This window comes from Branchiibius hedensis (assembly GCF_900108585.1).
Taxonomy (GTDB): domain Bacteria; phylum Actinomycetota; class Actinomycetes; order Actinomycetales; family Dermatophilaceae; genus Branchiibius; species Branchiibius hedensis.
Map to the genome: position 1 here is coordinate 3,044,257 of NZ_UESZ01000001.1, position 25,762 is coordinate 3,070,018.

At 66.0% G+C, this 25,762-nt stretch carries 23 protein-coding genes and 1 pseudogene; 8 read left to right on the forward strand and 16 right to left on the reverse strand.

The window, feature by feature from the left end:
• Positions 1-174 precede the first annotated feature (174 nt).
• Complete coding sequence (locus DR843_RS14745) at positions 175-1,500, forward strand: HNH endonuclease (protein WP_109687001.1); 1,326 nt, start codon at positions 175-177, stop codon at positions 1,498-1,500.
• Between the two features lie 72 nt (positions 1,501-1,572).
• On the opposite strand, the gene DR843_RS14750 is transcribed toward DR843_RS14745, so the two are convergent.
• Complete coding sequence (locus DR843_RS14750) at positions 1,573-3,129, reverse strand: MFS transporter (protein ID WP_109687003.1); 1,557 nt, start codon at positions 3,127-3,129, stop codon at positions 1,573-1,575.
• 147 nt (positions 3,130-3,276) lie between these two features.
• Positions 3,277-3,891: a TetR/AcrR family transcriptional regulator gene (locus DR843_RS14755; protein ID WP_170119881.1), complete on the reverse strand. Its 615-nt coding sequence runs from the start codon at positions 3,889-3,891 to the stop codon at positions 3,277-3,279.
• A gap of 166 nt (positions 3,892-4,057) precedes the next feature.
• On the opposite strand from DR843_RS14755, the gene DR843_RS14760 reads away from it, so the two are divergent.
• Both DR843_RS14760 and DR843_RS14765 read left to right on the forward strand, forming a co-directional pair.
• On the forward strand, positions 4,058-4,288 hold the full coding sequence (locus DR843_RS14760) for a FitA-like ribbon-helix-helix domain-containing protein (RefSeq protein WP_109687007.1): 231 nt from the start codon (positions 4,058-4,060) through the stop codon (positions 4,286-4,288).
• The gene (locus tag DR843_RS14765) at positions 4,275-4,670 is read left to right on the forward strand and encodes a type II toxin-antitoxin system VapC family toxin (RefSeq protein ID WP_109687009.1); all 396 of its coding nucleotides are present in this window, start codon (positions 4,275-4,277) and stop codon (positions 4,668-4,670) included. The genes DR843_RS14760 and DR843_RS14765 overlap by 14 nt, the downstream gene beginning before the upstream one ends.
• A gap of 28 nt (positions 4,671-4,698) precedes the next feature.
• Here the strand turns inward: DR843_RS14765 and hutI are convergent, their stop codons facing one another.
• A complete protein-coding gene (gene hutI / locus DR843_RS14770) occupies positions 4,699-5,907 on the reverse strand; it encodes an imidazolonepropionase (RefSeq protein ID WP_109687011.1) in 1,209 nt (402 codons plus the stop codon).
• A gap of 23 nt (positions 5,908-5,930) precedes the next feature.
• Here hutI and DR843_RS14775 point away from each other — a divergent pair, with 23 nt between their 5' ends.
• Positions 5,931-6,314 carry a DUF1304 domain-containing protein gene (locus DR843_RS14775; protein WP_109687013.1) on the forward strand — a complete coding sequence of 128 codons (384 nt, stop codon included), beginning with the start codon at positions 5,931-5,933 and terminating at the stop codon, positions 6,312-6,314.
• A gap of 5 nt (positions 6,315-6,319) precedes the next feature.
• Here the strand turns inward: DR843_RS14775 and DR843_RS14780 are convergent, their stop codons facing one another.
• The 4 genes from DR843_RS14780 to hutH are packed head-to-tail and all read right to left on the reverse strand — an operon-like array spanning position 6,320 to position 12,037.
• Positions 6,320-7,648, reverse strand: coding sequence for a formimidoylglutamate deiminase (locus DR843_RS14780; protein ID WP_109687015.1), 1,329 nt, complete (start codon positions 7,646-7,648; stop codon positions 6,320-6,322).
• Positions 7,645-8,820: an allantoate amidohydrolase gene (locus DR843_RS14785; RefSeq protein ID WP_109687017.1), complete on the reverse strand. Its 1,176-nt coding sequence runs from the start codon at positions 8,818-8,820 to the stop codon at positions 7,645-7,647. The genes DR843_RS14780 and DR843_RS14785 overlap by 4 nt, the downstream gene beginning before the upstream one ends.
• Positions 8,820-10,478 carry a urocanate hydratase gene (gene hutU, locus DR843_RS14790; RefSeq protein WP_109687019.1) on the reverse strand — a complete coding sequence of 553 codons (1,659 nt, stop codon included), beginning with the start codon at positions 10,476-10,478 and terminating at the stop codon, positions 8,820-8,822. The genes DR843_RS14785 and hutU overlap by 1 nt, the downstream gene beginning before the upstream one ends.
• A gap of 11 nt (positions 10,479-10,489) precedes the next feature.
• Complete coding sequence (gene hutH / locus DR843_RS14795) at positions 10,490-12,037, reverse strand: histidine ammonia-lyase (protein WP_109687021.1); 1,548 nt, start codon at positions 12,035-12,037, stop codon at positions 10,490-10,492.
• An 80-nt stretch (positions 12,038-12,117) separates the two neighbouring features.
• On the opposite strand from hutH, the gene DR843_RS14800 reads away from it, so the two are divergent.
• Together DR843_RS14800 and DR843_RS14805 are read left to right on the forward strand one after the other, a co-directional pair.
• Positions 12,118-12,876, forward strand: coding sequence for an IclR family transcriptional regulator (locus tag DR843_RS14800; protein ID WP_109687023.1), 759 nt, complete (start codon positions 12,118-12,120; stop codon positions 12,874-12,876).
• 9 nt (positions 12,877-12,885) lie between these two features.
• Positions 12,886-13,854 (forward strand): NAD(P)H-quinone oxidoreductase, encoded by a 969-nt coding sequence (locus DR843_RS14805; protein WP_109687025.1) that lies wholly within the window; start codon positions 12,886-12,888, stop codon positions 13,852-13,854.
• A 27-nt stretch (positions 13,855-13,881) separates the two neighbouring features.
• Here the strand turns inward: DR843_RS14805 and DR843_RS14810 are convergent, their stop codons facing one another.
• From DR843_RS14810 to DR843_RS14850, 9 genes and pseudogenes are all read right to left on the reverse strand, one after another.
• Positions 13,882-14,682 (reverse strand): HpcH/HpaI aldolase family protein, encoded by an 801-nt coding sequence (locus DR843_RS14810; protein WP_109687027.1) that lies wholly within the window; start codon positions 14,680-14,682, stop codon positions 13,882-13,884.
• Positions 14,667-15,452, reverse strand: a complete 786-nt coding sequence (gene hpaH, locus DR843_RS14815) for a 2-oxo-hept-4-ene-1,7-dioate hydratase (protein WP_109689023.1) — start codon at positions 15,450-15,452, stop codon at positions 14,667-14,669. The genes DR843_RS14810 and hpaH overlap by 16 nt, the downstream gene beginning before the upstream one ends.
• A gap of 104 nt (positions 15,453-15,556) precedes the next feature.
• Positions 15,557-16,255 carry a GntR family transcriptional regulator gene (locus tag DR843_RS14820; protein ID WP_109687029.1) on the reverse strand — a complete coding sequence of 233 codons (699 nt, stop codon included), beginning with the start codon at positions 16,253-16,255 and terminating at the stop codon, positions 15,557-15,559.
• A pseudogene (locus DR843_RS14825) lies at positions 16,237-16,974 on the reverse strand (RraA family protein); the annotation flags it as partial. The gene DR843_RS14820 and the pseudogene DR843_RS14825, both read right to left, overlap by 19 nt.
• Before the next feature lie 22 nt (positions 16,975-16,996).
• A complete protein-coding gene (locus DR843_RS14830; protein ID WP_245934143.1) occupies positions 16,997-18,307 on the reverse strand; it encodes a DUF3500 domain-containing protein in 1,311 nt (436 codons plus the stop codon).
• A gap of 28 nt (positions 18,308-18,335) precedes the next feature.
• On the reverse strand, positions 18,336-19,385 hold the full coding sequence (locus DR843_RS14835; protein WP_109687034.1) for an amidohydrolase family protein: 1,050 nt from the start codon (positions 19,383-19,385) through the stop codon (positions 18,336-18,338).
• A gap of 59 nt (positions 19,386-19,444) precedes the next feature.
• On the reverse strand, positions 19,445-20,962 hold the full coding sequence (locus DR843_RS14840; protein WP_109687036.1) for a sugar ABC transporter ATP-binding protein: 1,518 nt from the start codon (positions 20,960-20,962) through the stop codon (positions 19,445-19,447).
• Between the two features lie 47 nt (positions 20,963-21,009).
• Positions 21,010-22,179 carry a sugar ABC transporter substrate-binding protein gene (locus tag DR843_RS14845; RefSeq protein ID WP_109687038.1) on the reverse strand — a complete coding sequence of 390 codons (1,170 nt, stop codon included), beginning with the start codon at positions 22,177-22,179 and terminating at the stop codon, positions 21,010-21,012.
• 86 nt (positions 22,180-22,265) lie between these two features.
• The gene (locus DR843_RS14850; protein ID WP_109687040.1) at positions 22,266-23,291 is read right to left on the reverse strand and encodes an ABC transporter permease; all 1,026 of its coding nucleotides are present in this window, start codon (positions 23,289-23,291) and stop codon (positions 22,266-22,268) included.
• 373 nt (positions 23,292-23,664) lie between these two features.
• On the opposite strand from DR843_RS14850, the gene DR843_RS14855 reads away from it, so the two are divergent.
• Both DR843_RS14855 and DR843_RS14860 read left to right on the forward strand, forming a co-directional pair.
• Positions 23,665-24,447, forward strand: a complete 783-nt coding sequence (locus DR843_RS14855) for a dienelactone hydrolase family protein (RefSeq protein WP_170119882.1) — start codon at positions 23,665-23,667, stop codon at positions 24,445-24,447.
• A gap of 42 nt (positions 24,448-24,489) precedes the next feature.
• Entirely contained in the window at positions 24,490-25,761 is a 1,272-nt protein-coding gene (locus tag DR843_RS14860; RefSeq protein ID WP_109687044.1) for an FAD-dependent monooxygenase, read from the forward strand.
• Position 25,762 lies beyond the last annotated feature (1 nt).

Below are 25,762 nucleotides of genomic sequence, written 5' to 3' on the forward strand. Positions count from 1 at the left end.
CTTAGTAGTCTTCTCGCCCCATCATCCGAAATGCCGTATTCGTCTGTGCCACAGTCACTTCCGTCCAATCCGGGTTGTGCACAGGCCTTTCCAAGCTGGACATATGTTCGGTATGATGGGCTCAATGGTGCGACCGACGCGAGTGGGGACTCGCGGTTTCCGAAAGGGGGTTCGATGGTGCTGGGTCTTGCTGAAATTGATGCGTCCCGTGCTGCCCTGACCAGCGAGCCACTGACCTCCGATCCTGATGTCGCGCTGCAGATGATCCGCGCGCTGGAGGAGTGCAAGAACGCCGCCACCTCCGCCCAGGCGCAGCTGACGGTCTCCCTGCATGACGCCCAGACGGCCGCCGATCAAGCGCGCGGCATCGACGCCAACGAGACGGCCCGGGTGGTTGGTAGCCAACTGGGTCTGGCCCGGCGGATCAGCCCGCGGCTGGGCACGCGCTTCCTCGGTGTCTCCCGGGCAATGGACGAGATGCCGCACACCGCAGCGGCACTCCGGGCTGGTGTCATCGGCGAATGGCAGGCAACCCAACTGGTGGCCGAGACCGCGTTCTTGTCGCTGGCCGACCGGCAGACCGTCGATGACGCCATCAAGCACCTGTTGGGCAAGACGTCGGATCGGAGACTGGCCGGCGCGGCTCGGGCCGCGGCGTACCGCGCGGATCCTGAGGCATTCGTAGCCCGTCGCGCCAAGGCAGAGCGGGAGCGGCGGGTCTCACTGCGACCTGCGCCGGATTGCATGACGCTGCTCACCGCGCTGCTGCCCATGGCTGACGGAGTGGCCTGCCAGGCGGCACTGAATGGCGCAGGACCGGCAGGTCCCGATGACCGCCGCGGCAAGGGTCAGTTGATGGCGGACGCGCTCGTCGAGCGCATCACCGGCCGCCCCGCGCGACTCGCTCCCACAATGGCGCCCGCGGCTGCGTCTGAAACGGAGCCTGGCGAGCAGCGCGCAAGAGACACCAAACCCTCTGTCGCTGTCCACCTTCTGGTGCCGATGGAGTCGCTCACCGGGGACGCTGAAGGTCACCTGGACGGATTCGGACCGATCCCGGCCGATGTGGTGCGCGAGTTCCTCGCGGAGCACGAAGCGGTCGGTGGACTGATCCGGCGGGTCTTCACGGTGCCGGAGACTGGCGAGTTGGTGGCGATGGACTCGCGCGCCCGCGCCTTCCCGGGGCTCCTGGCCGCGTTCGTGCGGTTGCGCGACCAGGTGTGCCGGACCCCGTTCTGCGGGGCGCAGATCAAGCACATCGATCACGTCCAGCCGGTTGCTCAGGGCGGCGAGACGTGCGTGCACAACGCCGCCGGGGATTGCGCGCGGTGCAACTACGCCAAGGAGCACCCGGATCTACAGGTCACGGGCAATGCCGACAGGTACGTCGTGCGCACCCGCGGCATCGAAGCCACCAGTCGTGCGCCTGACCCACCTGGTCGCCGGGCGAGCGCGTGCTCAGTTCGCAGCTACACCAAAAGAATTCGGCTTCGCGTATAAGAGCGTGCCACCGCGACGAGGTGGTCTACATCGTCGCGGTGGCAGGCATCGGACCGAGCAACTGCGTGCTGCTCAGACGACGACCATCGCCGCTTCCTCTTCGGCCAGTTCGGTGTGCTTGATGGTCAACAGACCCATCACGACCACCGTGCCGATGAGGACCATGATCGCCGAGGCCCAGAAGGCGTGCGTCGAGCCATAGGTCTGCGCCTGCAGTTGGATCTGGTGGGTGGCTGCGGCGATCTGTTCCTGGGTGGGCGTCTGCCCGGCCGCCGCTGCCTTGGCCATTGCTGCCTTGCCAGCGGCCGCCAACTCGACACCGCGCTGGGTCGCGAAGTGGGTGAACACCGTCGTCAGAGCGGCGATTCCGACCGCACCACCGATCTGCTGGGCGGTGTTCAGGCTGGATGCGGCCGCACCAGAGTCGTTCTGATCGACGCCCGCGGTCGCAGTCAGCGTCAGCGGGATGAAGATGAAACCCATCCCGAATCCCATGATCGTGATCCACGGGAGGAGATGCGCGGCGTACGTGCTATCGACGGTCAGGTGCGTCATGCCCCACAGTGACACGGTGGTCAGGATGCCACCGGCGCCGGCGAGCCAGCGGGGGTCAACCCGGCCGGCCAGGTTGGACGCAAGGCCAGCCGCAGCCACGATCCCGACGCTGAACGGTAGGAAGGCGAAGCCGGACTTGATCGGTGAGTAACCGAGCACCTGTTGGATGTAGAGACCGAGGAAGAAGAACATCGAGAACATCGCCGCGCCCACGATGAGCATCACGAAGAGTGAGACTCCGCGGGTGCGGTCGGCCAGGATTCGCATCGGCAACAGCGGGTGTTTCACCCGGTTCTCGATCAGCACGAAGATCGCGAGGACGACCAGTCCGCCGATGAGCGGGAAGATCGTCTCGAAATCACCCCAGGACGCGCCCTGCTGACCCGCGTGGGACAGACCATAGACGATCCCGAACAGGCCGACCGTCGCGGCAACCGCACCCCAGATGTCCAGCGATCCGTCGTTACCTTCGGACTCGACCAGGACGCGCGGCGCCAGGAGGGCGACGATCAGGCCGAGCGGTACGTTGATGAAAAACGTCCAACGCCAGTCCCATTCGGTCAAGATTCCGCCGAGGATGAGGCCAACAGCGGCGCCGGCGCCGGACATCGCCGCGTAGACGGCCATCGCCCGGTTGCGCTCCTTACCCGCCGGGAAGGTGGTGTTGATCAGGGCCAGTGCCGCGGGTGAGGCCAACGCTGCGCCTGCTCCCTGCAACGCCCGGGCGGCGAGCAGGAGAGCACCGTTCGGGGCCAGACCGCCGATCAGCGAGGCGGCGGCGAAGACGACGACACCGATGACGAACATCCGCCGTCGACCGAACAAGTCGCCCAGCCGACCACCGAGGAGCAGCAGGCTGCCGAAGGACAATGCGTACGCAGTGACGACCCACTGGACGCTGGATTGGGTGAAGTCCAGCGCGGTCAGGATGTGTGGGGTGGCGATGTTCACGATCGTGGCGTCCAGCACGATCATCAGTTGGGCCATCGCGATCACGATGAGCGCCACGGTCAGGTTTGTGTGACGAGGAGTGTCGCGCTCCTCGTCCTTCTCTTCGACAACCGAAGTGGACATGGCTTTCCTTTCTCAGCGCCCGCAATCGGGCAGGGGCGATCGCTCGACGTACCCGGAAGTGGGCAGCCGACAGCTAGGACAGGGGTTGGTGTTGTGGTGGCCCCAAGGGCCGCCCGGCAACGTCGCCGGACTCAGTCGTGGGTGGCGTCAGGACTCGATGGACGCCCGGCACGCAGGCAGAAAAACCTCACGGATAACGGTCTGGATGAATTGGGGGGTTGGTGCTTCGCCCGACGTCATCACTTCCAGCGTGATGGCGGCCGGAACGATTGCGGCCAGTACGTCGAGGTCGGCCGAAGCGCCGATCTCGCCGCGCGCTTGGGCTCGCTCCATTGCGTCCCGGATCAGCGCACGGCGCGGTGCGATGAAGCGCTCGTTGAACAGGCGGGTCAGCTCCGGATCCCGGTGCAACGCGGGCACGATGGATCGGAAAACCTGCGAACTGCTTTCGTTGTAGTCCGGAGCCTCACAGAACTCGACGGTGAAATCGCCCTCGAGACTGCCGGTGTCGGGGATCTGCCCGTGCTCTTGTGACGAGGACTTGAGGTGTTCGACGGCGGCAACCACCAACTCGGCCTTCGTTGGCCACTTGCGATACAACGTGGCCTTGCTGGCCCGGACGTGACTAGCGACGGCGTCGAACGTGAGCCGGTCGTAACCCAGCTCGATCAACACCTCCAGGACTCCCTGGAAGATCTCCGCTTCGCGATCACCCTCGACCCGAGGACGATTCGCAACCGCCGGACCTTGCTCGCTACCCACCGCCATTTCCCTTCCCAGCCGATCTCTCGACCGCTCCGATAGAACGAAACGGTTTCGTTCTATCTCGAGCGTACGACGGAGTTGAACCGCCGCGCAACACCTGGCCCGCTCCCGTCCCGTGACACGATTGGCGCCATAATGGCGCCAATCGTGTCACACTGGACTCGTGCCCAGCGTCCAGATCAAAAACGTCCCCGAAGAAACCCACGCGGTGTTGCGTCAACGTGCCGCTGACGCGCACCAGTCGCTTCAGGAATACCTGCGCACCAAGCTGATCGAGGAGGCGTCTCGACCCACGATCAACGAGGTCCTGGAACGCGCCGCACGCCGGACGGGGGGCTCGTTCGATCTCGACGACGCTGCCAGCGCAGTTCGGACTGGGCGTGCTGGTCGTTGACGCACCTGTCCTAGCAGTCGCGTTGGGTTCGGACAATGAAGCCGGTGTCCGGGTCCGCTCCCGGTTGACAGGTGAAGACCTCGCTGCCCCAGCCCTGGTCGACATCGAGGTCACGTCCGCATGGCGCGGACTCACGCTCGCCGGGAAACTCGACCCCGAGCGCGCAGCAGCCGCGATCACAGACCTTCACGATCTACCTGTTGACCGCGCAGACCACCTCCCGCTCCTTCAGCGGTGCTGGGAACTGCGGAGCAACCTATCCACGTACGACGCTTCGTACGTTGCGCTCGCCGAGCTTCTTGACTGCACTTTCCTCACAGCGGACGCGCGCATCGCACGAGCGACCGGGCCGCGGTGTCACATCGAAGTTCTCGCGTTTTAGAGGGCTAATGCGCTGCGCGCCAGATTGTTTAACGCTTGGGATGCGTGAAGGTCCTGGTCAGGGGCGGAGCACCTCGTCCAGGACTTTCAGCGCAGCCCACTGAGGCTGAGCAGAGCGTCAGACGACGGGCGATCGGGACGCCTGGCCGATAGGCCAGATGCAGGTACGTCGGCGCGTCCAGGACCGTCACGTCCGCCGCCTGACCGACCGCGATAGTGCCGATATCGTTGCGCTGCAGGCTTTTTGCCGCCCCCGCTGTGGCCGCCGAGAGCGCTTCGTGCGGCGTCATCCCCATCTCGCGCACCGCCACCGCGATCATGAACGGCATCGAGTTGGAGTAGCAGGTGCCCGGGTTGCAGTCCGTGGCCAGCGCCAGCTGGACACCCGCGTCGATCAGGCGGCGCGCGTCCGGATAGGGCGACCGGGTGCTGAACTCCACCCCCGGCAACAGAGTGGCGACCGTGTCGCTCCCGGCCAACGCCGCGACGTCTTCATCGCTCAGATACGTGCAGTGATCGACACTGGCCGCACCCAGTTCTACCGCCAGCTGCACCCCCGGCCCGTACCCCAGTTGGCCACCGTGCACCCGCAGACCCAGACCCGCGACCCGGCCGGCGGTCAGAACTTCCCGTGCCTCGTCGCCGTCGAAGGCGTGTGCACTGTGCGGCTCACAGAAGACGTCGATCCATTTGGCGTACGGCGCGCACGCGGCGAGCATCTCGCCCGTCACCAACCGCACATACTCGTCCCGACCCGTCTCCGGAGGCACCACATGTGCACCCAAATAGGTTGTCTCATCGGTGAACTCGCGCGCGATGCGCAGGAGCCGCGCTTCCTGCTCGACCGACAAGCCATAGCCGGACTTGATCTCGATCGTGCCCGTCCCCTGGGCACGGGACTCTTCGATCCGCCCGGCCAGCAGCGCTCGCAGTTCGTCGTTGCTGGCGCCGACGGTGGCCGCACGAGTGACGGCGATTCCGCCCCCGTCGTACGGCGTACCAGTCATCCGGGCTGCGAACTCGGCGGACCGATCACCGGCGAAGATCAGGTGGGTGTGGCTGTCGACGAAGGCGGGGATGACGGCGCGGCCGCCGACATCGACGGCCCTGTCGGCTGCGGGCGCGTCAGCCGAGTCGCCGATCCAGGCAATGCGACCGTCATCGACGACGACCGCAGCATCCTGCCGGATCCCGTCGGCGGCGAACAACTCCCCGATGTCGTGGATGAGGGTGCTCATACCTGCCCCCTAGGCTGGTCGGTATGCGGATCGTGGCGCTGATCGCCGTGGCAGTCGCCGTACTGCTGCATGTCTACATCTTCACCATGGAGTCGCTCACCTGGACTTCGGCCCGCACCCGCGCCACGTTCGGACTCAGTCAGGCCCAGGCCGAACAGACCCGCGAGCTGGCCTACAACCAGGGGTTTTACAACCTCTTCCTGGCGATCGTGGCGGCGGTCGGCGCGGTGATCTGGTTGGTTGGCGACCAGGGCATCGCTGTGGCGCTGATCCTTGCCGGCGCCGGATCGATGGTGGCAGCGGGACTGGTGCTGCTGCTCAGTTCCCCCTCGAAAGCGAAAGCTGCGCTGATCCAACTCACGCCGCCGCTGCTCGGCGTTGTTGCGACAGTGCTCGCTGTCGCCTGACGGATCTAGTCCCATAGCGGGCCGATCGCGTCGGCCAGCAACTGCCCGACGTCGCCGAGGACGTGTTGCCCGTCAGCGACCTTGATCTCGCCGCGGACCACGACCGTGTCGACGTCAGCTGCGGTGGCACCGAAGATGAGCTGCTCGTCCGAGCAGCCTGCCGTGCGAGGCGAACCCGTCCGGACAGCAACAAGATTCGCCAGGTTGCCCACCTGAAGCGGCCCGCAGTGTTGCCAGCCACGGAAGGTCGCGCCGGTCGTTGCAGCGTCGAGCAACTGCATCGGAGTGAAGGTCCCGCGGCGCAGACTACGCAACCGCTCGTTCATCTCCAGTCCGCGGATCTCTTCGAACGGATCGATCACCGCGTGCTGGTCCGAACCCAGGCTGAGTCGTGCGCCTGCGGCCACCAACTCCGGCGCGGGTCCGATGCCGTCAGCAAGATCGCGCTCGGTCGTCGGGCAGAAACATGCTGTCGTGCCTGCCCCACCCAACAGTGCAATGTCCTCCTCGGTCAGGTGCGTCGCGTGCACGGCCGTGAGATCGGCATCGACCAGTCCCGCGTCCGCGAGAAGTTGGGTAGGCGTGCGCCCGAAGTGGGCCAACGTCGCGTCGTTCTCGGCCGGCTGCTCCGACAAGTGGATGTGGTGAGCGTTAGTGCCCTGCTGGACGTGCGGAGCGTGCTGCCGCAACTCAGCCAGTTCCGCAGGCGTCACCGCGCGGACGGAATGCACCGCCGTCCCGATCGACACGCCATCATCTGACTTCAGCTGGCTGACCCGCTCCGCCCACGCGGACACATTCGCGTCGGCGAATCGCGTTTGCACGTGGTCCAGTTCGAGGTAACCAGCTGGGCCGAGACCACCGTGCAGATAGCACGTGTCGAGCAGCGTGATGGAGATCCCGGCGTCCTGCGCCGCCTGGATCAGCGCCTGCCCCATGGCGTTCGGATCGGCGTACGGCGCGCCATCCGGCCCGTGGTGCAGATAGTGGAACTCGCTGACCGAGGTGTACCCCGCCAACACCATCTCGGCATACGTCGCACGGGCCAGCTGGTAGTAGGAGTCCGGATCCAACTGGGCAGCAATCGAATACATCGCCGTACGCCACGTCCAGAAGGTGCCACCGTCGGCATGGGTGCGACCGCGCAGTGCCCGGTGGAAGGCGTGGCTGTGGTCGTTGGCAAAGCCGGGCAGCACCAGACCGGGCAACAGGTAGGCGTCGCCCGAATCGCTCTCCGGGGTGATCGCGGTGAAGACGCCTTCTGACACTTCGAAGGTCACCCGCTCACGGATACCGTCCGCAAGCCAGGCCCTCGACGCCCAGTACGAGGTCATGCGGCGAGGTCCTTCAGCACCCGGGTCAACGCGGAAACTCCTGCGAGACAGTCCTCTTCGGACGCGAATTCATCGGGTGCGTGCGACACACCGGTCGGGTTGCGCACGAAGAGCATCGCGGTCGGAATGCCCGCATTCGCCAGGATCCCGGCGTCGTGGCCGGCTCCGGTCGACAGCATCGGCGCCCCGAGCAACTGGGACAGGCGCGTCGCCAGCGCTGGATCGAACGGGGTGTCGTCGGTCCAGGACATGCGGTGCAGGGTCGCCCCCAGCGCCTGTGCGTCCGCCTCAAGTTGAGCAACGCACGCCGTCACTGATGCAGCGGACGCGCCGCGGGCATCCAGCCACACGTCAACGTGTTCGGCGATCGCGTTGACCCCGCCGGGCTGGACGTCCAACCGTCCGACCGTGGCGACGCACCCGTTCGACTCAGCCGCCGAGCGCGCCGCTTGGACCAGCGCCGCGGCCTTGAGGAGCGCATCGTCCCGATCGACCAGAGCCGTGGTGCCTGCGTGATTGGCCCGGCCCGGCACTGAGATGCGCCACCGACCGTGCGGCCAGATCGACGTACCCACCCCGACGACGGCGTCCTCGAAGACCAGGGCACGGCCTTGCTCGACGTGCAGTTCCACGAAACAGCCGATGCGGGAGAGGGTTTCGGGGTCGGGTCCGATATCGCTGAGTACGCCCGCCTTCCGTCGGGCCGTCGCCATGCTGACGCCGTCGGAGTCCGACAGGCCCGCCGCCTGCGCTGCGGTCATCGCACCGGTGATGATGCGTGAGCCCGCACAGGCCACCCCGAACCGGGCACCTTCCTCGTCACCGAAGTTGACGATGGCGACCGGCTTCCCGGGCTCGAAACCGTCGGCCCGGGCTTGGTCCACGGCCGCGAACGACGACACGACACCCAGCGGGCCGTCGTACGCTCCGCCGTCCGGCACCGAGTCCAGGTGCGAGCCGAGCACCACACCGTCGCCTCGCCCGGGCGATCCCCACCACGCCCACTGGTTGCCGGCCCTGTCTTCGGTGAGCGAAAGCCCACGGGAAGCAGCCTCGCCGGCGAACCACTCACGCAGCGTGTGGTCTTCGCGGGTCCAGGCGAACCGGCGATAGCCACCGGACGGGGCGCGGCCCACCTCCAGAATGGACGACCAGAGGGCGGCGAACGTCATCAGACGCCTTCGCGCATCGGGATGCGAACGCCCTTGTCTGCCGCAACGTTCTCGGCGATGTCGTAGCCGGCGTCGACGTGCCGGATGACACCCATCCCCGGGTCGTTGGTGAGCACCCGGGCCAACTTCTGCGCGGCCAACGGGGTTCCGTCCGCGACAGACACCTGACCGGCGTGCTGCGAGCGGCCGATGCCGACACCGCCGCCATGGTGGATGGACACCCAGGTCGCACCCGAGGCGGTGTTGACCATCGCGTTCAGCAGCGGCCAGTCCGAGATCGCGTCCGAGCCGTCGAGCATCGACTCAGTCTCCCGGTACGGCGAGGCCACCGAACCACAATCCAGGTGGTCGCGGCCGATCACGATCGGCGCGCTGACCTCACCACGGGCCACCAGGTCGTTGATGGCCAGACCGGCCTTGTCCCGCTCGCCGTAACCCAGCCAACAGATCCGGGCGGGCAGACCCTGGAAGGCGATCTTCTCCTTGGCGCCACGCATCCACTTCTGCAACCGGTCGTTGTCCGGGAAGAGGTCCATCACGGCCTTGTCGGTCGCGTAGATGTCCTTGGGGTCACCCGACAGCGCCGCCCAGCGGAACGGGCCCTTGCCCTCGCAGAAGAGCGGCCGGATGTAGGCAGGGACGAAACCGGGGAATTCGAAGGCCCGCTCGTAACCACCCTGGCGGGCTTCGTCGCGGATCGAGTTTCCGTAGTCGAAGACCTCGGCGCCGGCGTCCTGGAACTCCACCATCGCCTGGACCTGCTTGGCCATCGACGCACGGGCACGGTCGGTGAATTCGGCCGGCTTCTTCTCGGCGTACTCGCTCCAGTCCTCCAGGTCGATGCCCTCGGGCAGGTAGGACAACGGGTCGTGCGCACTGGTCTGGTCGGTCACGATGTCGATCGGCACCCCACGGCGCAACAGCTCCGGGAAGATCTCAGCCGCGTTGCCGACCACACCGACCGACCAGGCCCGGCGCTGCGTGCGCGCCGCCACGGCCTTCTCGATCGCGTCGTCCAAGTCCGAAGCGACCTCGTCGAGGTAGCGGTCCTTGACCCGGCGCCGCAGCCGCGATTCGTCGACGTCGACGATCAGGCAGGCACCGTCGTTCAGCGTCACGGCCAGCGGCTGCGCACCGCCCATGCCACCACAACCACCGGTCAACGTGAGAGTGCCCGCGAGCGTCCCACCGAAGCGCTTCTCCGCGACCGCCGCGAACGTCTCGTAGGTGCCCTGCACGATGCCCTGGGTGCCGATGTAGATCCAGGACCCCGCGGTCATCTGTCCGTACATCGTCAGACCGAGGTGCTCCAACCGGCGGAATTCGGGCCAATTCGCCCAGTCCGGAACGAGATTCGAATTCGCGATGAGCACGCGCGGCGCCCATTCGTGGGTCTGCATGACCCCGACCGGGCGGCCGGACTGCACCAGCAGCGTCTCGTCCTGCTTCAGGCCCTGCAGGGTTCGCACGATGGCGTCGAAGGAACGCCAGTCACGCGCGGCCCGACCGGTGCCGCCGTAGACGACCAGGTCGTCCGGTCGCTCGGCCACCTCGGGGTCGAGGTTGTTCATCAGCATCCGCATCGGGGCTTCGGTCTGCCACGACTGCGCGGTCAGGGTGGTGCCGCGCGGTGCGCGGACGGGGCGTGCGCCTTCCATGGTGATCTCCTTCAGTTCAGCGGTCCGGTGTGGGCTTCGGCGGCATCGACGACGCCCCCGGATTGCACGAGTTCAACTGCAGTTTCGATGTCCGGGGCCAGGAACCGGTCCGGACCCGCAGGTACGCCGAGTGCCTGGCTGACCGCGCCCGTCGCCGGTGCCGGGGTGAGCGGCGCCCGCAACTGTTGGCCGCGGGATGCCGTGAGGCACTCGATGGCCAGGACGCGGCTCAGGCCGTCGACTGCCCGGCGCAGTTTGCGCGCGGCCGACCAGCCCATGGAGACGTGGTCCTCCTGCATGGCACTGCTCGGGATGGAGTCGACACTCGCCGGGTTTGCCAGGCGCTTGAGCTCGGACACGATTGCTGCCTGGGTGTATTGGGCGATCATTAGCCCGGAGTCCACCCCGGGGTCGTCCGCGAGGAAGGCCGGCAGGCCGTGGTTGCGCGAGACGTCCAGGAAGCGGTCGGTCCGTCGCTCGCTCATCGACGCCAGGTCGGCGGCGGCAATCGCCAGGAAGTCCAGCACGTAGGCAACCGGCGCACCGTGGAAGTTGCCGTTCGATTCGACGCGACCGTCGAGCGTGACGACGGGATTGTCTACAGCAGAGGCGAGTTCGCGGTCCGCGATGAGCGCAGCGTGCGCCATCGTGTCCCGTACCGCACCGGCGACCTGGGGCGCGCAGCGCAGGGAGTAGGCGTCCTGCACCCGCGGGCACTCATCGGTCAGGCGGTGTGACTCGCGGATCTTGCTGTCGCTCAGGACCTTTCGCATGTTCTCTGCACTCGCACCCTGACCCAGCTGCGGACGCAGTGCCTGCAGGTCCGCGGCGAAGACGTTGTCGGTGCCCATCAGCGCCTCGACCGACATCGCGGCGGTGATGTCAGCAGTCGTGACGAGCCGGGCCAGGTCATGCAGTGCGAGGCTGAGCTGGCCGAGCATGCCGTCCGTGCCGTTGATCAGCGCCAGGCCCTCCTTCTCGGCGAGCTCGACCGGCTCGATGCCGGCCTCGCGCAGGGCATCGGCGGTGTCCCGCCGGGTGCCCGACGCGTCACGCACGACGCCCTCCCCCATCACCGCGAGCGCGCAGTGGGCCAGCGGCGCGAGGTCACCGGAGCAGCCGAGGGAGCCGTACTCGTGCACGACCGGCGTGATGCCGGCGTTCAGCAGCGCGGCGTAGGTCTGCGCGACGACCGGACGGACGCCCGTGCGGCCGGTGGCGAGGGTGGACAGGCGCAGCAGCATGGTGGCGCGGACGACCTCGCGCTCGACCTCCGGCCCGTTGCCCGCCGCGTGCGACCGGATCAGACTGCGCTGCAACTGCTTGCGGTCATCCAACGGGATGTGTCGCGTGGCCAGAGCGCCAAATCCGGTCGAGACGCCGTAGTGCGGCACGGTGTCGTCGGCGAGGCGCTCGATCACGGCGCGACTGTCGGCCATGGCGCTCAGCGCGTCGTCGCCGATCTCCACGCGGGCGTCGTGTCGGGCCACCGCGACGACATCGTCCCGGCTCACCGGTCCGACGCCGACGGTCACGATCTGGGTATCCACGAGGCTCATGTCTTCTATTGCAGCGGCCGCGTTAGGCAAAACCCACCCCCTGCCGCCCAGAGTTGTCTCATATGTGAGACAGTCCGATCATGGCCGCACCCGCCGCCGCGCACGCGATCGCTGTCCTGCAGCTGCTCGCCCGACGTGCCGAGCCCCTCCCCGCTGCCGCCATCGCGCGAGCGCTGGACCTACCGCGCTCGTCCACCTATCGCGTCCTCACCGTCCTGAAGGAGACCGGCTTCGTCGTCCATCTCGACGAGGACCGCCGGTGGGGGCTGGGAGTCGCCGCGTTCGAACTCGGCTCGGCCTACAGCCGGCAGGCCCCGCTGCAGCGCATCGCCCGACCGATCCTGACCCGCCTGGTCGACGCCACCACGCACAACGCGCACCTCGCCGTCCTGCACGGCCGCGACGTGCTCTACGTCATCGAGGAACGTGCGCCTCGACGACCCTCCCTGGTCACCGACGTCGGCGTCCGGTTGCCGGCGACGGTCACCGCCTCCGGGTTGGCGATGCTGGCAGCCCTGCCGGCCGCGCAGGTGCGTGCGCTGTACCCCGACCGCGACTCGTTCGCGCAACGCAACGGGCTCGGACCAACCTCGCTGACGCAGCTGCGCAGCCTCCTGTCCGGGGTGAGACAGCGTGGAATTGCGATCGAAAGCGACTCTGTCACAGCTGGTTTCGCGTCCGTAGCGGCCGCCGTGCTCGACCACAACGACTTCCCCGTAGCCGGGATCGCGCTCACCTATCCCGTCGGTCAGGTGAGTGACCCCGAGAAGGCAGCGATCGACGTACGCCGATCGGCAGCAGACCTGTCCCGTCGCCTGGGGCGTCGCTCACCCACGTAGTCTCGAAATATGCGCGCGATCACGATTCCGGAATTCGGTGACGAAGACGTACTCACGGTCAGTGAGGTGCCCGACCTGACCCCTGGGCCGGGTGAGGTTCTCATCGAGGTGGCCGCGGCGGGCGTCAACCGAGCGGATCTGATGCAGCGACAGGGCTTCTACCCGCCTCCGCCGGGCATCTCGGAGGTGCCCGGGCTCGAGGTAAGCGGCACCATCACCGCGGTCGGCGAGGCCGCGGCAGGGTGGGTCATCGGCGACGAAGTGTGTGCGCTCCTTGCCGGCGGGGGGTACGCGCAGCAGGTCGTCGTCCCGGCCGGCCAGGTGCTACCGGTCCCGGCGGGCGTCAGCCTGCAGGACGCCGCCGCGCTGCCGGAGGTCGCCTGCACGGTCTGGTCGAACATCGTGATGACGGCCCATCTGAAGACCGGCGATCTGTTCCTGCAGCACGGTGGCTCCAGCGGGATCGGCACGATGGCCATCCAGATCGCGGGGCAACTCGGCGCGCGGATTGCGGTCACCGCCGGGTCCCAGGAGAAGCTCGACGCGTGCGCCGCGCTGGGCGCGGACATCCTGATCAACTACCGCGAGCAGGACTTCGTCGAGGTCATCCAGGAGGCCGGTGGCGCCGACGTCATCCTGGACGTCATCGGCGCGAAATACCTGTCCCGCAACGTCACCGCCCTCGCCGACGGCGGTCGCCTGGTGATCATCGGCCTGCAGGGCGGCACCAAAGCCGAGCTCGACATCAACCAGTTGCTGGTCAAGCGGGGCACGGTCGCCGCGACCAGTCTGCGTTCACGCAGCCTGGCGCAGAAGGCAGCCATCGTCGGCGAGGTTCGCGAGCACGTCTGGCCGTTGATCGCGCAGGGGAAGATCCGCCCGATCGTGTCCGAGACCTTCCCGCTGGAAGATGCGGCTCGGGCGCACCGCGCCCTTCAGGAGTCGCAGCACATCGGCAAGATCCTGCTCACGGTCTAGGACCGTCGCCGCGCCGGCAGCAGATAGTCAGTAGCTTTCTCTGAAGCCGGGTGAGGTACCAGCAAAGTCAGCGACCAACTGTTCGGAACCGCGGGCCAGCATCGCGACGTCGGCTCCGACCAGGACGAACGCGGCACCATCGGCCAGGTAGGCACGCGCCGTCGCCGGATCAAAAGCGTTCACCCCCACAGGTTTTCCGGCACTGCGGACGGCTGCGAACGTCGTACGCACAGCGCTCACAACGTCGGGGTGAGTCTGCCGACCAAGCAGACCCATGGATGCAGCCAGGTCTGACGGACCGACAAACACTCCGTCCACGCCTGACACTGCGGCGATTTCAGCGGCCGCCTCGACTCCCTCCACCGACTCGATCTGCACAAAGACCGACACGTGATCAGCCGCCGAGGTCAGGTAGTCGGGAATCCGGTTCCACCGGGCGGATCGTGCCAGCGCTGATCCGACGCCACGGCGGCCAAGCGGCGGATAGTGCGCTGCCGCAACCACATTCGCCGCATGTTCCGCGGAAGACACCATCGGGACCAGGATGGACTGGGCGCCCAGATCGAGCACCTGCTTGATGACGGTCGAGTCGTCTGATGGCACCCGGACGACCGGAGTGATCGGATAGGCGGCAACCGCCTGCAGTTGCGCGAGCACCGATCCGAGGCCATTGGGACCGTGCTCCATATCGATCAGCAACCAGTCGAGACCGCTGCCGGCGCAAATCTCGGCGACGAGCGGACTCGCAGAGCAGACCCACATTCCGGCCAGGGGTCGGTGCGCCGACTCGAGTCGGCTCCGCAACGTCGGCGTCAGTCGAATTGGCATGTCACCGTTCCCATTTCGCCGTAATCACACAGCACCGAGTCACCCGCACTGATCCACACGGGACGCGTGAAGGAACCTGCGAGGATGATCTCGCCAGCGTCCAGCGAGGTGTCGTGTTGGTGCAGTTTGTTGGCCAACCACGCCACCCCGGAGGCGGGATGGTTGAGCACGCCGGCCGCGACCCCGGTCTCCTCGATGACGGCGTTCCGGTAGAGCAGGGCGGAGATCCAGCGCAGATCGATCGCGTCAGGTCGGACCGGTCGGCCGCCGAGCACCATCGCGCCGTACGCCGCGTTGTCGGCGATCGTGTCGACGATGGTCCGGCCCTCGAGTTCAACGTGAGAGTCCAGGATCTCCAACGCCGGGGTCACGTATTCCGTCGCGCGCAGCACGTCGAACACCGTGCAGTTCGGCCCCTTCAGCGAGCTGCCGAGCACGAACGCGAGCTCTACCTCCACCCGTACGTTGGTGAAGTCGGCGTGGCGCAGCTGCGCCCCGTTCTCATGGACGGTGTCCTCGAAGATCACGCCGTAATCGGGTTCACTGATCCCGGTCGCCTGCTGCATCGCCCGCGAGGTCAGACCGATCTTGCGTCCGACCAGGCGCCGGCCTTGGGCGAGGTTGCGGTCGCGCCAGACACTCTGGATCGCGTATGAATCATCAACTGTCGCTTCGGGATAGCGCTGGGTGATCCTGGCCACCGTTCCGCGGGTGTGTGTCGCGTCTGCCAGTTCGTCGGCGATCGCGGTGATCGTCTGGGCGGGAAGCATGGGGCCTTCTTTCTGGGCAGCACCGGCTGACGCGAGGTGTTGCGGGGTGTGCGGATCCGCCAGCCGCACTTGACGGGTGCGCCTGGATTCGGTGGATCGGGAGGTCAGATGATGAGCTGACCGAGGGTTTCCCCCGGATGCTCGTGAGTCATGTAGGCCCGCAGCGTGCCGCTGCGGTGGAGGCGGACCGCCTCTTCGATGTCGTGCAGGCTCGCGCCGCGTTCGATCAGCGCGACAATGTCCTCGTGCTCGCGCACCGATTCCCGCGAGCGCTCGGGGACGAACGCGAAGATCGAGTCACGCATGTGTCCCAGGCGGGCCCACTCCGTGTTCAGGATCTCCAGCAGCCGCGGGTTGGTGCACTTGGAATAGAGAATCGCGTGGAACTCTTGGTTCAACGTGCTGAAGATCCGAGGATCGAACCGGTCGAGGCTCTCCACCATCAACTCGTTGATGGAGCGTGCGCGGCGCAGATCGTCGACCGTCAGGCTGCGGGCCGCCAGCGCCGTGGCCGCGCTCTCCAGGATCGTCACCGCCTGCATCGCGTAGCGGTATTCGGTGTCATCGATCATTGCGACCCGCGCCCCGACGTTGGGTTCGAACGTCACCAGCCCTTCCGCCTCGAGCTGTCGCACCGCTTCGCGGACCGGCACCATGCTCATGTCGAGCTCAGCAGCGATCGTCCCCAGGACCAATCGGTAGCCGGGCGTGAAGTGCTGGTTGACGATACGTTCGCGGATCCATTCGTAGGCACGCTGCGACTTCGTCTGTGCCGCAGCACCGCTCACTGCGCTTCGCGCCATTGGGCGTACCTGCCTCTCCACTCGGCATTCATCGGGAACAGTCCGTCGATGGGGTTGCCTTCGGCGACCCGTTCTGCAATCCAGGCGTCTTCGTCTTCCTGGGCCAGCGTGGCGTCGACGACTTCGTCGGCCAGCGCGGGTGGGATCACGATGACGCCGTCGTCATCGCCGACGATCACGTCACCCGGTTGCACGGTCGTCCCACCACAGGCGACCGTGCCGCCGCCTTCCCACGGCACGTGCCGGCGACCCAGCACCGCCGGGTGGTTGCCCGCGCAGTAGACCGGGATCGGAAGGCCGGCGACAGTACTCGCGTCGCGCACACCGCCATCGGTGACGATGCCAGCAGCTCCGCGGACCTGCGCGCGGGTGGCCAGCACGTCTCCCAGGGTGGCCGACGTGACGTCACCGCGCGCCTCGATCACGATGACCTCTCCGGTGGCCACGGAGTCGAACACTTGCTTCTGTGCGTTGTATCCACCCCCGTGGGTGTCGAACAGGTCTTCTCGGTTCGGGACGAACCGCAGCGTCCGTGCAGTGCCGACCAGCTTCTGACCGGGCACCAGCGGGCGAACGCCTTCGATGACGACGTTGTTGAGTCCCCGCTTGCGCAACTGCGCTGACAGGCCAGCGACCGGTGCACGTTCGAGTCGCTCCCGCAGGTGCGGCGGGAGGCCCGCAGAGCCGGTTCCCGTCATGGCTTCCTCGTTTCGGCGATCGCTGTGCAGGATCGTATACGAATCATCGGCGGTCATGCTGTTCATCCCATTCCGCCAGGTAGGCACGCCCGTAGTCGTTGCCGTTCGGAAGGCGCAGCGTGGTGTGCACGTGGAACCTCGCCGGGAGTCGGTTGGTGAGCCATACCCCCGCGTGATGGTCGAGTTCGGCAAGTACGACGGGGCTCTGGATCCGCAGATAGAACGGTTGTGACCCGTCAGTGGCGCCGTACCAGCTGAACCACGTGTCACCCAGCTGGGCGTCGTAGTCGGCCATGGTGAGCGCGCGCTGATCCTCCGGTAGGAGTAGTTGGAAATCCTCGACGATGCTGCGTAGCAGCGCCTGCTGCTCGCTCGTCAGTTCCCCTGCCGGGATGCCTTCGTACGGCACCACCCGGTTGTCCCGGAAGGCTCCCCCAACGTGGCGCTCGTCGGCCGGATGCAGCCGACCCTCTGGCATCGCGGGATCAAGGACCGAGTTGTAAACCACGGCCCGTGCACGCTGCTGCGGGGTCAGCGAGGACGCCAGCTCGATCGCTGTCTGCTCCCGCGCCGCGAAGAGCGGAGGGTAGACGTCGGACAGCGCCGGCTCGGCCCCGATGAAGACCGGGGCGATGACGCACCGACCGCCGACCCAGATGCAGTTGACCGCGACGTGATGGCCGAAAAGCTGCCAACCCCAGGGATTTTCCCCAGTCGGGTCGCCGAACAGCGAGACCCAGTAGCTGCGGTTGTTCATGATGGTCGGCAGCCCGGTCAGTTCGCCCAGGTACCCGTTGAGGTCCATCGCGCCGATGACGCGCTCGTAGCCCGCGGGGCTGAGACTGGCCTGGACCATCGCCAGGATGGCGTCAACCTGGTCACCGGGCAGGTCCTCGAGCCGCAATCCGTTGCGGTGAAAAACGAACTCCGGGTTGCTCCACGAGCGCCATTCCTGCGCGTCGATCGGATGCTCGAACCGCTCCCGCACCCCGTCGTCCAGCACGGTGAGTGCAGTGCGGGCGGCCGCTCGCGCTGCCTGGTCGGACCCGTCGTACTCACCGGCCGACCCGTAAACACCCCCGCGGACCGAGCCGTCCGTGGTGATCCCGACGAACGGTTCGGCCAGCTGGGAATCCCAGTAGTCCAGCAGGTCGCGAAGGAATTGGGCGGACTGCCGGTCGCGAGTGAACTCCTCGTAAGTCATTCCGCGATATGCGGCCACCTGCGGGTCGTCCAGGTCGAACAGGTAGTTCTGGTATCCATCGGTCGGAAGCTCCACGGCGGTGTCCCGCCCGCTGGTGCGCGCGGTCGTGAAGAATCCGTCGATGTCCTCGCCCTGGGACTGATGCGTCACCTCAACCTCCTCCTTTGTTGTTCTGGGCTCAGATGGGCAGATTGAACAGCCGTTTGGCGTTGCCGTAGAGCAGCAGGTCGCGATCAGCATCGCTGATGTCCAACTCGTGCTGGATGAAACTGACGCCCTGGCTCATCCAGCCGTAGAAGACCGGGAAGGACGAACCGAACAGGTAGTGGTCGGCCCCGCTGACCTTGATCGCGCACTCAACTTGGTCCTTGCCCCACGAGTGTGGGTGGGTCATGTCGAAGTAGATGTTGCGCTCCAGGTACTCCTGGATCTTCTTGCCGCTGGTCGGATCGAGGCGCTGCATGGCCTCCTTCTTGTTGGATCCGTGCGGGGTGAGCAACGCCGCGTTAGCGAACCAGTTGCCGCCGAACATCGTGTGAATGAACCGCAGTCCGGGCATCCGGTCGAACATGCCGCTGAACAGTTCGCGGCCCACGGCGACGCCCTGGTCGATGATCCGACCGTACTCACGGCGCAGGTTGGTGTAGTCGATGACCGACTTCCACTCCACCGGCAGCGGCGTGTGGTGCGCGATCACCGGGATGTCGAGCTTCTCGATGACCTTCAGGTAGGGCTCGAAGACCTCGTCGTCGAGGTAGAGCTGCCCGTAGTGACAGGCCAGTTGGACACCGACGGCGCCCAGCTCGTTCACGCAGCGCTCGAGCTCGTAGATGTTCTCCTTGCCACCCCACGGCGGCACGCACGCGGTGGAGAACAACCGGCCCTCCGAGCGTTTGACGATCTCGAAGGCGTTGTCGTTGACCGCCCGGCAGGTCTCGAGCCCCAACCATTCCTGCCAGACCGGCACGCGCATGATCCCGTAATCCACACCGGCCTCATCCATGGCGGCGAGTTTGGCCTCGGCCGAGTAGTCACCCTCGACGTAGTTGAGGTTCTGATAACCGGCCGGCTTCTCCAGGATCAGTTGCTTCTTGCCCGAGTCCATCTCGATCACTCGGGCAATCTCACCGAAACCGCGAGGAGCGGAGTCGAGGAACCCGTTGAGCATCTTCTCGTTGGTGAACAGATCCTCGGGCAGGTGATGGATGTTGATGTCGACTACTGGCATGTGTCTCAGTTTCCTTGCGTCAGTGAGTTAGTGGGATATGAAGAGCGGGTACGGCGCGGTCAGCTTGCTTGTCGCCGCTGCCGCAGTTTGGTGCGCGAACCGGTGGCGTAGATGGCGTTGACGATGTCATCGGGCGTGCTGTCGCCGCCGAGTTCCTTACGAATCTCGCCCTCGCTGAAAACCAGGATCCGGTCGCACAGCAGGGCCAGTTCATTCTCGTCCGAACCGGACACGACCACGGCGCAGCCTTGGGCTGCTGCCTGGCGGATGGTTTCGACGATGGTGTGTCGGGCGCCGACGTCGACCGCCTGGGTGGGTTCGTGCAGGACGAACAGCTGCGGCTTGGTTGCCAGCCATTTGGCGAGCAAAACCTTCTGCTGATTGCCGCCGCTGAGTGTCCCGACGATCTTGTGCGGATCGGGTGGTTGAACGTCTAGGCGTTCGATCCACCCACTGACCAGTGCCTTCTCATCTCGAGCGTTGAACGGCCGCAAACTCCTTGACCGTCGGGCGGTCTGCGGGAACGTCGTGTTCTCGCTCACCGACATCGCCATCGCCAGACCGCTGTAGTCACGGCCCTCGGGAACCAGCGCGATACCTGCTCGGATGGCCGCCGATGGTGTCAGCTTCGATGCGTCGATGGTCTCGTCGGGAAGCGAGATCCTTCCCGAATCGGCAGGGGTCGCACCGGTCAGCAGGTAGGGCACATCGTCGTACCCTGAGCCACCCAATCCGGTCAGACCCACAACCTCTCCGGCCGCCACCGCAAAACCCACGCCCTGGACACCGCGACCCGATAGATCCTCGATGTGCACCGCTTCTGCAGTTGCCACGTCCGGGGCGGGCGTTTTCTCGATGTTGATCAGGTCCCGGCCGAGCATGAGCGCGGTGAGGTCGGCTTCGCTCATTCCCCGCACGGCACGCCCTCCCTCGATGACCCGGCCGTCGCGCAGGATCGTCACCCGATCGGCGGCGTCCACGATTTCCTCGAGGCGATGGGTGATCAACAAGCAGGCTGTGCCCGTTGCCACGATGTCATCCAGCATTCCGAAGAAGTGCTCGAGCGCCTTGCGCCCTAACGCGCGAGTGGACTCATCGAAGATGATCAGCCCTTCGCCAGGGTGCACGTCCTGCAAAGCTCGGGCGATGGCGACGGTGGCACGTTCGTCCTCACGCAAGGTGGCGACCGGGACGTCCAACGGCACCGACCGACCCAGTCGCTCGAACACCCGCTCGGCGTCTGCGCGTTCCGCCGCCCAGTCGATCTTGCGAAGGAATCGCGATCCCTTCAACCGCCCCAGGCGCATGTTCTCCAGGACGCTTGCCTCGGGGACGAGGCCCAGGCTCTGGTGCACCACTGCGACGCCGCGCGCCCTCGACTCGCTCGGCCGAACCGGCAGGCTGAGGTCTATCCCGTCGACACTCAGACGGGTGCCTGAGTCCGGGTCGTAGAGCCCCGTCAGCACCTTGGCCAGCGTGGACTTACCCGATCCGTTTTGCCCGATGAGGCCGTGGATCTCCCCGGGCGCGACTTCCAGCGTCACGTCCTTGAGAACGCGCGAGGTCCCGAACGTCATGTTCAAACCCTCGACGTGGAGCCTAGCTGTCTCCGCTGCGGAACCGGTCACGAGACGCCCCACAACTTCTTGAAGTCCTCGGTGAAGGTCGTCGGGCCGTACCACTCCCCAGATTCTTCGGCGGCGGAGCTCAGGGTGATCGAGTTGACCGTGTCACGGGTGAACAGGCGTACCGGGATGGTGTAGCTCGGGAGCTCGTCGCCGAGCACCAGCCGCATCACGGCATCGGCGTCCACCCAGCCTTGGAAGGAGGACGCTTGGCCGGCAGCAGCGTAAAGGAAGTTCTTGGACTTCAACTGCTGCAGTCCGCCCAGCTGCACCGAACCGGTCAGCCCCTTGACGTCCGAGGTGCGGCCCGCCTGTTGCACACCGGTCTGGGTGGGCTGGAGGTACTGCTCGAACTGCGACTCCACGTAGTTGACGTTGGGGTTCTTCAGCAGAGCCGAACTCGTCGAGGACGGAATGAGAGAGAAGTTGGCCGAGGAAACCTTGTTGATCGTGACGACGCAGTTCGGGCACTGGCTCTTGTACACGGCCTGGCCAGCCGCCACGAAGACCGCCGGAGCAGGACCGTCGGTGCCCTGGTTGATCAAGATGTTCGCCTTGGCCCCGGAGTCGACGGTGACCCACTTGGCGAGAGCTTCCTGCATTCCCGATCCACCGGCCGGGATGTAGGCCAGGGTTTTCGATGCCGGGTGGGCGTCGTCGCTGGAGACCTGGTTGCTGATCACGACGGGGATGCCGGCCTTCTGCGCCGCGTCGAATGCGTTGGCAGCGATCACGTACGGAATCGCGTCGGTGATGATCGCAGCTGCCTTCTGGTCCGTCGCCTGGGTAATGCACGCTGCGACATCGGTGGGCGTGCCCTTCCCGTCACAGGACTGCACATTCACCCCCACCGTCTTGAAGGCGGCGGTGACTGAAGCGAGAGTGACCTTGAACTGGGGCGACTGCATCGTGATCGGTACGTAGTACACGGTCTTGCCCTTCAGCGACGCGACGTTGCTGATCGGGGCAGTCGGCACCGGGTACTTGTCCAGCGGCTTCTCCAGCTTCGCAACCTCAGCCGCCAGCGCCGAACCGTTGCCGCCGGTGGTCGCGGTGCCGGAGCCACCGCTGTTGTCGCTGCTGCTACCGCAGGCGGTTACACCAGCGACGAGCACAGTCGAGGCGGCGGCGATCGCGGCGACCTTGCCGCGACGGAAGGTGGTGTTCATGAATTCTCCTGAGATGGTTGATAAAGCGGTGAACTGGAATCGATTTCGTTGTGTCGCAATGAAATTGGCGGGGCCTGAGCTAGTACTCATCGAGCCCGCGATCGAGCGTGGAGCAAAGTGGTCAGAGTGACGGCGACCACCAGCACTCCGCCGTAGAAGACGCTGGTCACCCACGACGTGGCGCCCATCAGTTGCAGTCCGAGCACGCCAGTTGCCAGGAAGTAGACGGCGATCCAGGTGCCAATCGGGTTGAACCGTCCCGGCTCGATGACCGCCGTGCCGAGGAAGGTGGCGGCGAACATCGGCAGAAGGTATGCCTGCGACACGTTGGGGTCGAAACCTCCGGTCGCGGCCGCGGTGAGCACTCCCCCGACACCGGCGATCAGCCCGGCGGCGATGAACGCCCCCATGCGCACCCACGTCACCCGCACTCCGGCGAGCCGGCTGACTTCGCGGTTCTCTCCGACGAAGCGCATGTTGCGACCGAGCGGGGTGAACTTCAATACGTAGGCGAACACCAACATCAGTGCGATGCCGTAGAAGAAGCTGACGGGCAGCCCCAGCACCTGGGTGTTGGCGATGTTCTGGAAAGACTCCGGCAGACCGGAGACGGGGGTCAGGTTGCTGACCCACAGGGCAATTCCGAGAAGGAACGTTCCCATTCCCAGGGTCACCACGATCGTGTTGACACCGAGTTTGACCACCAGCCACCCATTGACGACCCCCACGAGTGTGCTGACGACGATGGCGGCCAGCGAAGCCAGCCACACGTTCCAGCCGTGGTTCACGTTCAGGACCGTGACCAGGATGGCGGCCAAACCGAAGTTTGAGGCGACGGACATGTCGACGAACTCGCCGACGAGGATCGTGCAGAGCAGACCCGCGGTCAGGAAGACCAGCGCCTGCTGACTGCCGAAGATCGTCTTGAACGCTCCTGCGGTGAGGAACGTGTCCGGAACGACCAGCGCGTAGACGATGGCGAGCAACGCCCACACTCCCAGCAGAGCGAACCGCGTGCTCACCGCCATCAGCCGGCCCGGCCGGTGATGCGGGGTCTCGTTGAGGTTCACCGGTCCCTGGTTGGTCGGGTCGGGCGCAACGGTCTGGGTCATGCGATCGCTTCTTCCTGTCCTGCCCCGCCGCCCGCAGGCGCTGGTCGGGGTTTGTCGATCGGTCCGGTACGCCGGGAGTTTCCGCCGCGACGGCGGCTCTCCGGGACCGGTGTGTGCGAAATCATATACATGATCTTGCTCCCAACGCAACCGCTATGGGTGATCTGGATCTCATTCCTCCTGGATCTCATGTGAGGTAGATCGCAAAATGCCCGTGATCTCGGGGAAATCCGGGCACTTCGGGGAGATCGGGGAGCTTCTGTCAAATTCGGCGATCCGCTTGTCGTTACCAAATCATGTACGATACCGTCACCGTGGCAGGGCTCACATACGTGAAGTTGGCCACACCATCGTCGACGGAGAGGAGCGCCCCATGACCCAGCTCAACCAACGGGACGTCACCTATCGCTGCGGCAGCGTCGAACTGGTGGGCTACCTCGTCACTGCAGCGGACCTGCCTCAGCCGGGCCCTGCGGTTCTGCTCATCCACGACGCTTTCGGACTGACCCGAGACATGCGAGCCATCGCGGACCGACTGGCCCGGTTGGGCACGTCGGTCTTCGCGGCTGACGTCTGGGGTGACGGCCAGACCTTCTCCTCGCCCCGCGACGCCGAGACGATGATCGGCACCATGCTGCAGGACCGGTCGACCTGGCTGGCCCGCATTGATGCCGCCGCCGAAGCAGCGTCGCAACAGCCAGAGATCACCGGTCCGCCAGTTGCCCTGGGGTACTGCTTCGGCGGTTCCTCGGCGCTGGAGTACCTGCGCACAGGTGGTCGCCTGAGGGGTGTCATAGCCATTCATCCCGGTCTGGATCTCTTGGCTCCGTGGGGCGACCCCACGCAGACCGACGGATGGCTGGCGGGCGCGAGTGTGCTGTTGTGTTGCGGCGCCGATGATCCGATGGCCACCGCATCTCAGCGCGAACAGTTGGTGCAGTCGTTGTCAGCCTCGGGGGTCGAGTGGGAACTGGATCTCTACAGCGACACGAAACACGCCTTCAGCAGTGTGGCCCTGGAGTCCGCACCGCCGAACGACGTCATCGGGTACAACGCCCGAAGTGCTGCGCGAGCCTGGAACGCGACCCTGCGTCTGTTGCACGAAGTGTTCCCGCAGTGGACGGCACCCGACAGCGAGCCGCCCATCACCACCTGATCGTGACCAACTCACGATCGACAACGAAACAAGAGGACAGCCATGCTCGACATCGCCATCATCGGAGCCGGCCCGTGTGGGCTGGCCACGGCTCTGCGACTGCACCAGAAGGGATTCCGGCCGAAGATCTACGAAGCGATCGCTGAACTCAAGCCCCTTGGCGTCGGGATCGACACCAAGGTCTATGGCACCAAGGAGATCGACGACCTCGGCCTGCTCGAGGAGTTCCGCGCCATCTCGGTGGACGCGCAGGAGTCGATCTTCTACAACAACCACGGCCAGGAGATCTACGCCGAGCTGTGCGGCACGCACATGGGCTATCTGCACGAGCAGCGCTTCGTGCACCGCGGTGCCCTGCAGATGCTCTTCTACCGCACCGTGCTGGAGCGGCTCGGTGCAGACTCGGTCGTCCTCGGGGCCCGCTGCCTCGGCTACACACAAGACGCGGGCAAGGTGACCGTCGATCTGCAACACATCGACGGGACGTCCAGCCAGGTAACGGCCGACGTGGTCATCGCAACCGACGGCATCAAGTCGGCCGTCCGCACCCAGATGCACCCGGAGAGTGCAACGCCGGCGTACTCCGGCATCACCATGTGGCGTGGCACGACCCTGACCGAACCGTTCAAGACCGGCGGCACCATCCTGCACATCGGCGACCCGCGCGTCTCCAGCATGATCATCTACCCGATCGCCAACGACTTCGAAGGCAGCGGTAAGACCCTGATCAACTGGGTCGTGGAGGCCACCCGCGACGAGTCCGTCGAGGACTGGAACCAGACCGGCGGTGTCGAGGAGATCCTGCACTACTACGACACGACCAAGCTGCCGTTCCTCGACGTACAGGAGCTGATGAAGAACGCGCGCGAGGTCTACCTCATGCCGCTGATCGATCACGACCCGCTCGACAGCTGGGTCGATGGCCGCGTCGCCCTCGCCGGTGACGCTGCCCACGCGATGTACCCGCGGGGCGGCAACGGCTGGTGTCAAGCACTGGTGGACGCCGGCGTCATCGCGGACAAGTTGGCGACCATCGAGGATCCCGAGGCTGCACTGCAGGCCTATGAGGACGAACGCCTCACCGTGGTCAACCGCATCGTCATGGCCAACCGTGGTGAGGGGTACGAAGTCATCCGCCGCATGGTGGCCGAGCGCACCGACGGCGAACCGTTCGCCAACGTGGAGGAAGTGCTGCCGCTCGCAGAAGCCGACGCCATCTTCAGCAAGTATCACGCTCTGGTCGGCCAGCCTCGTCCCGGCCATGAGGCGGGAGAGACCACCGGCTTCCGGTCTGCGGACGCGCTGGTCGGGTGAC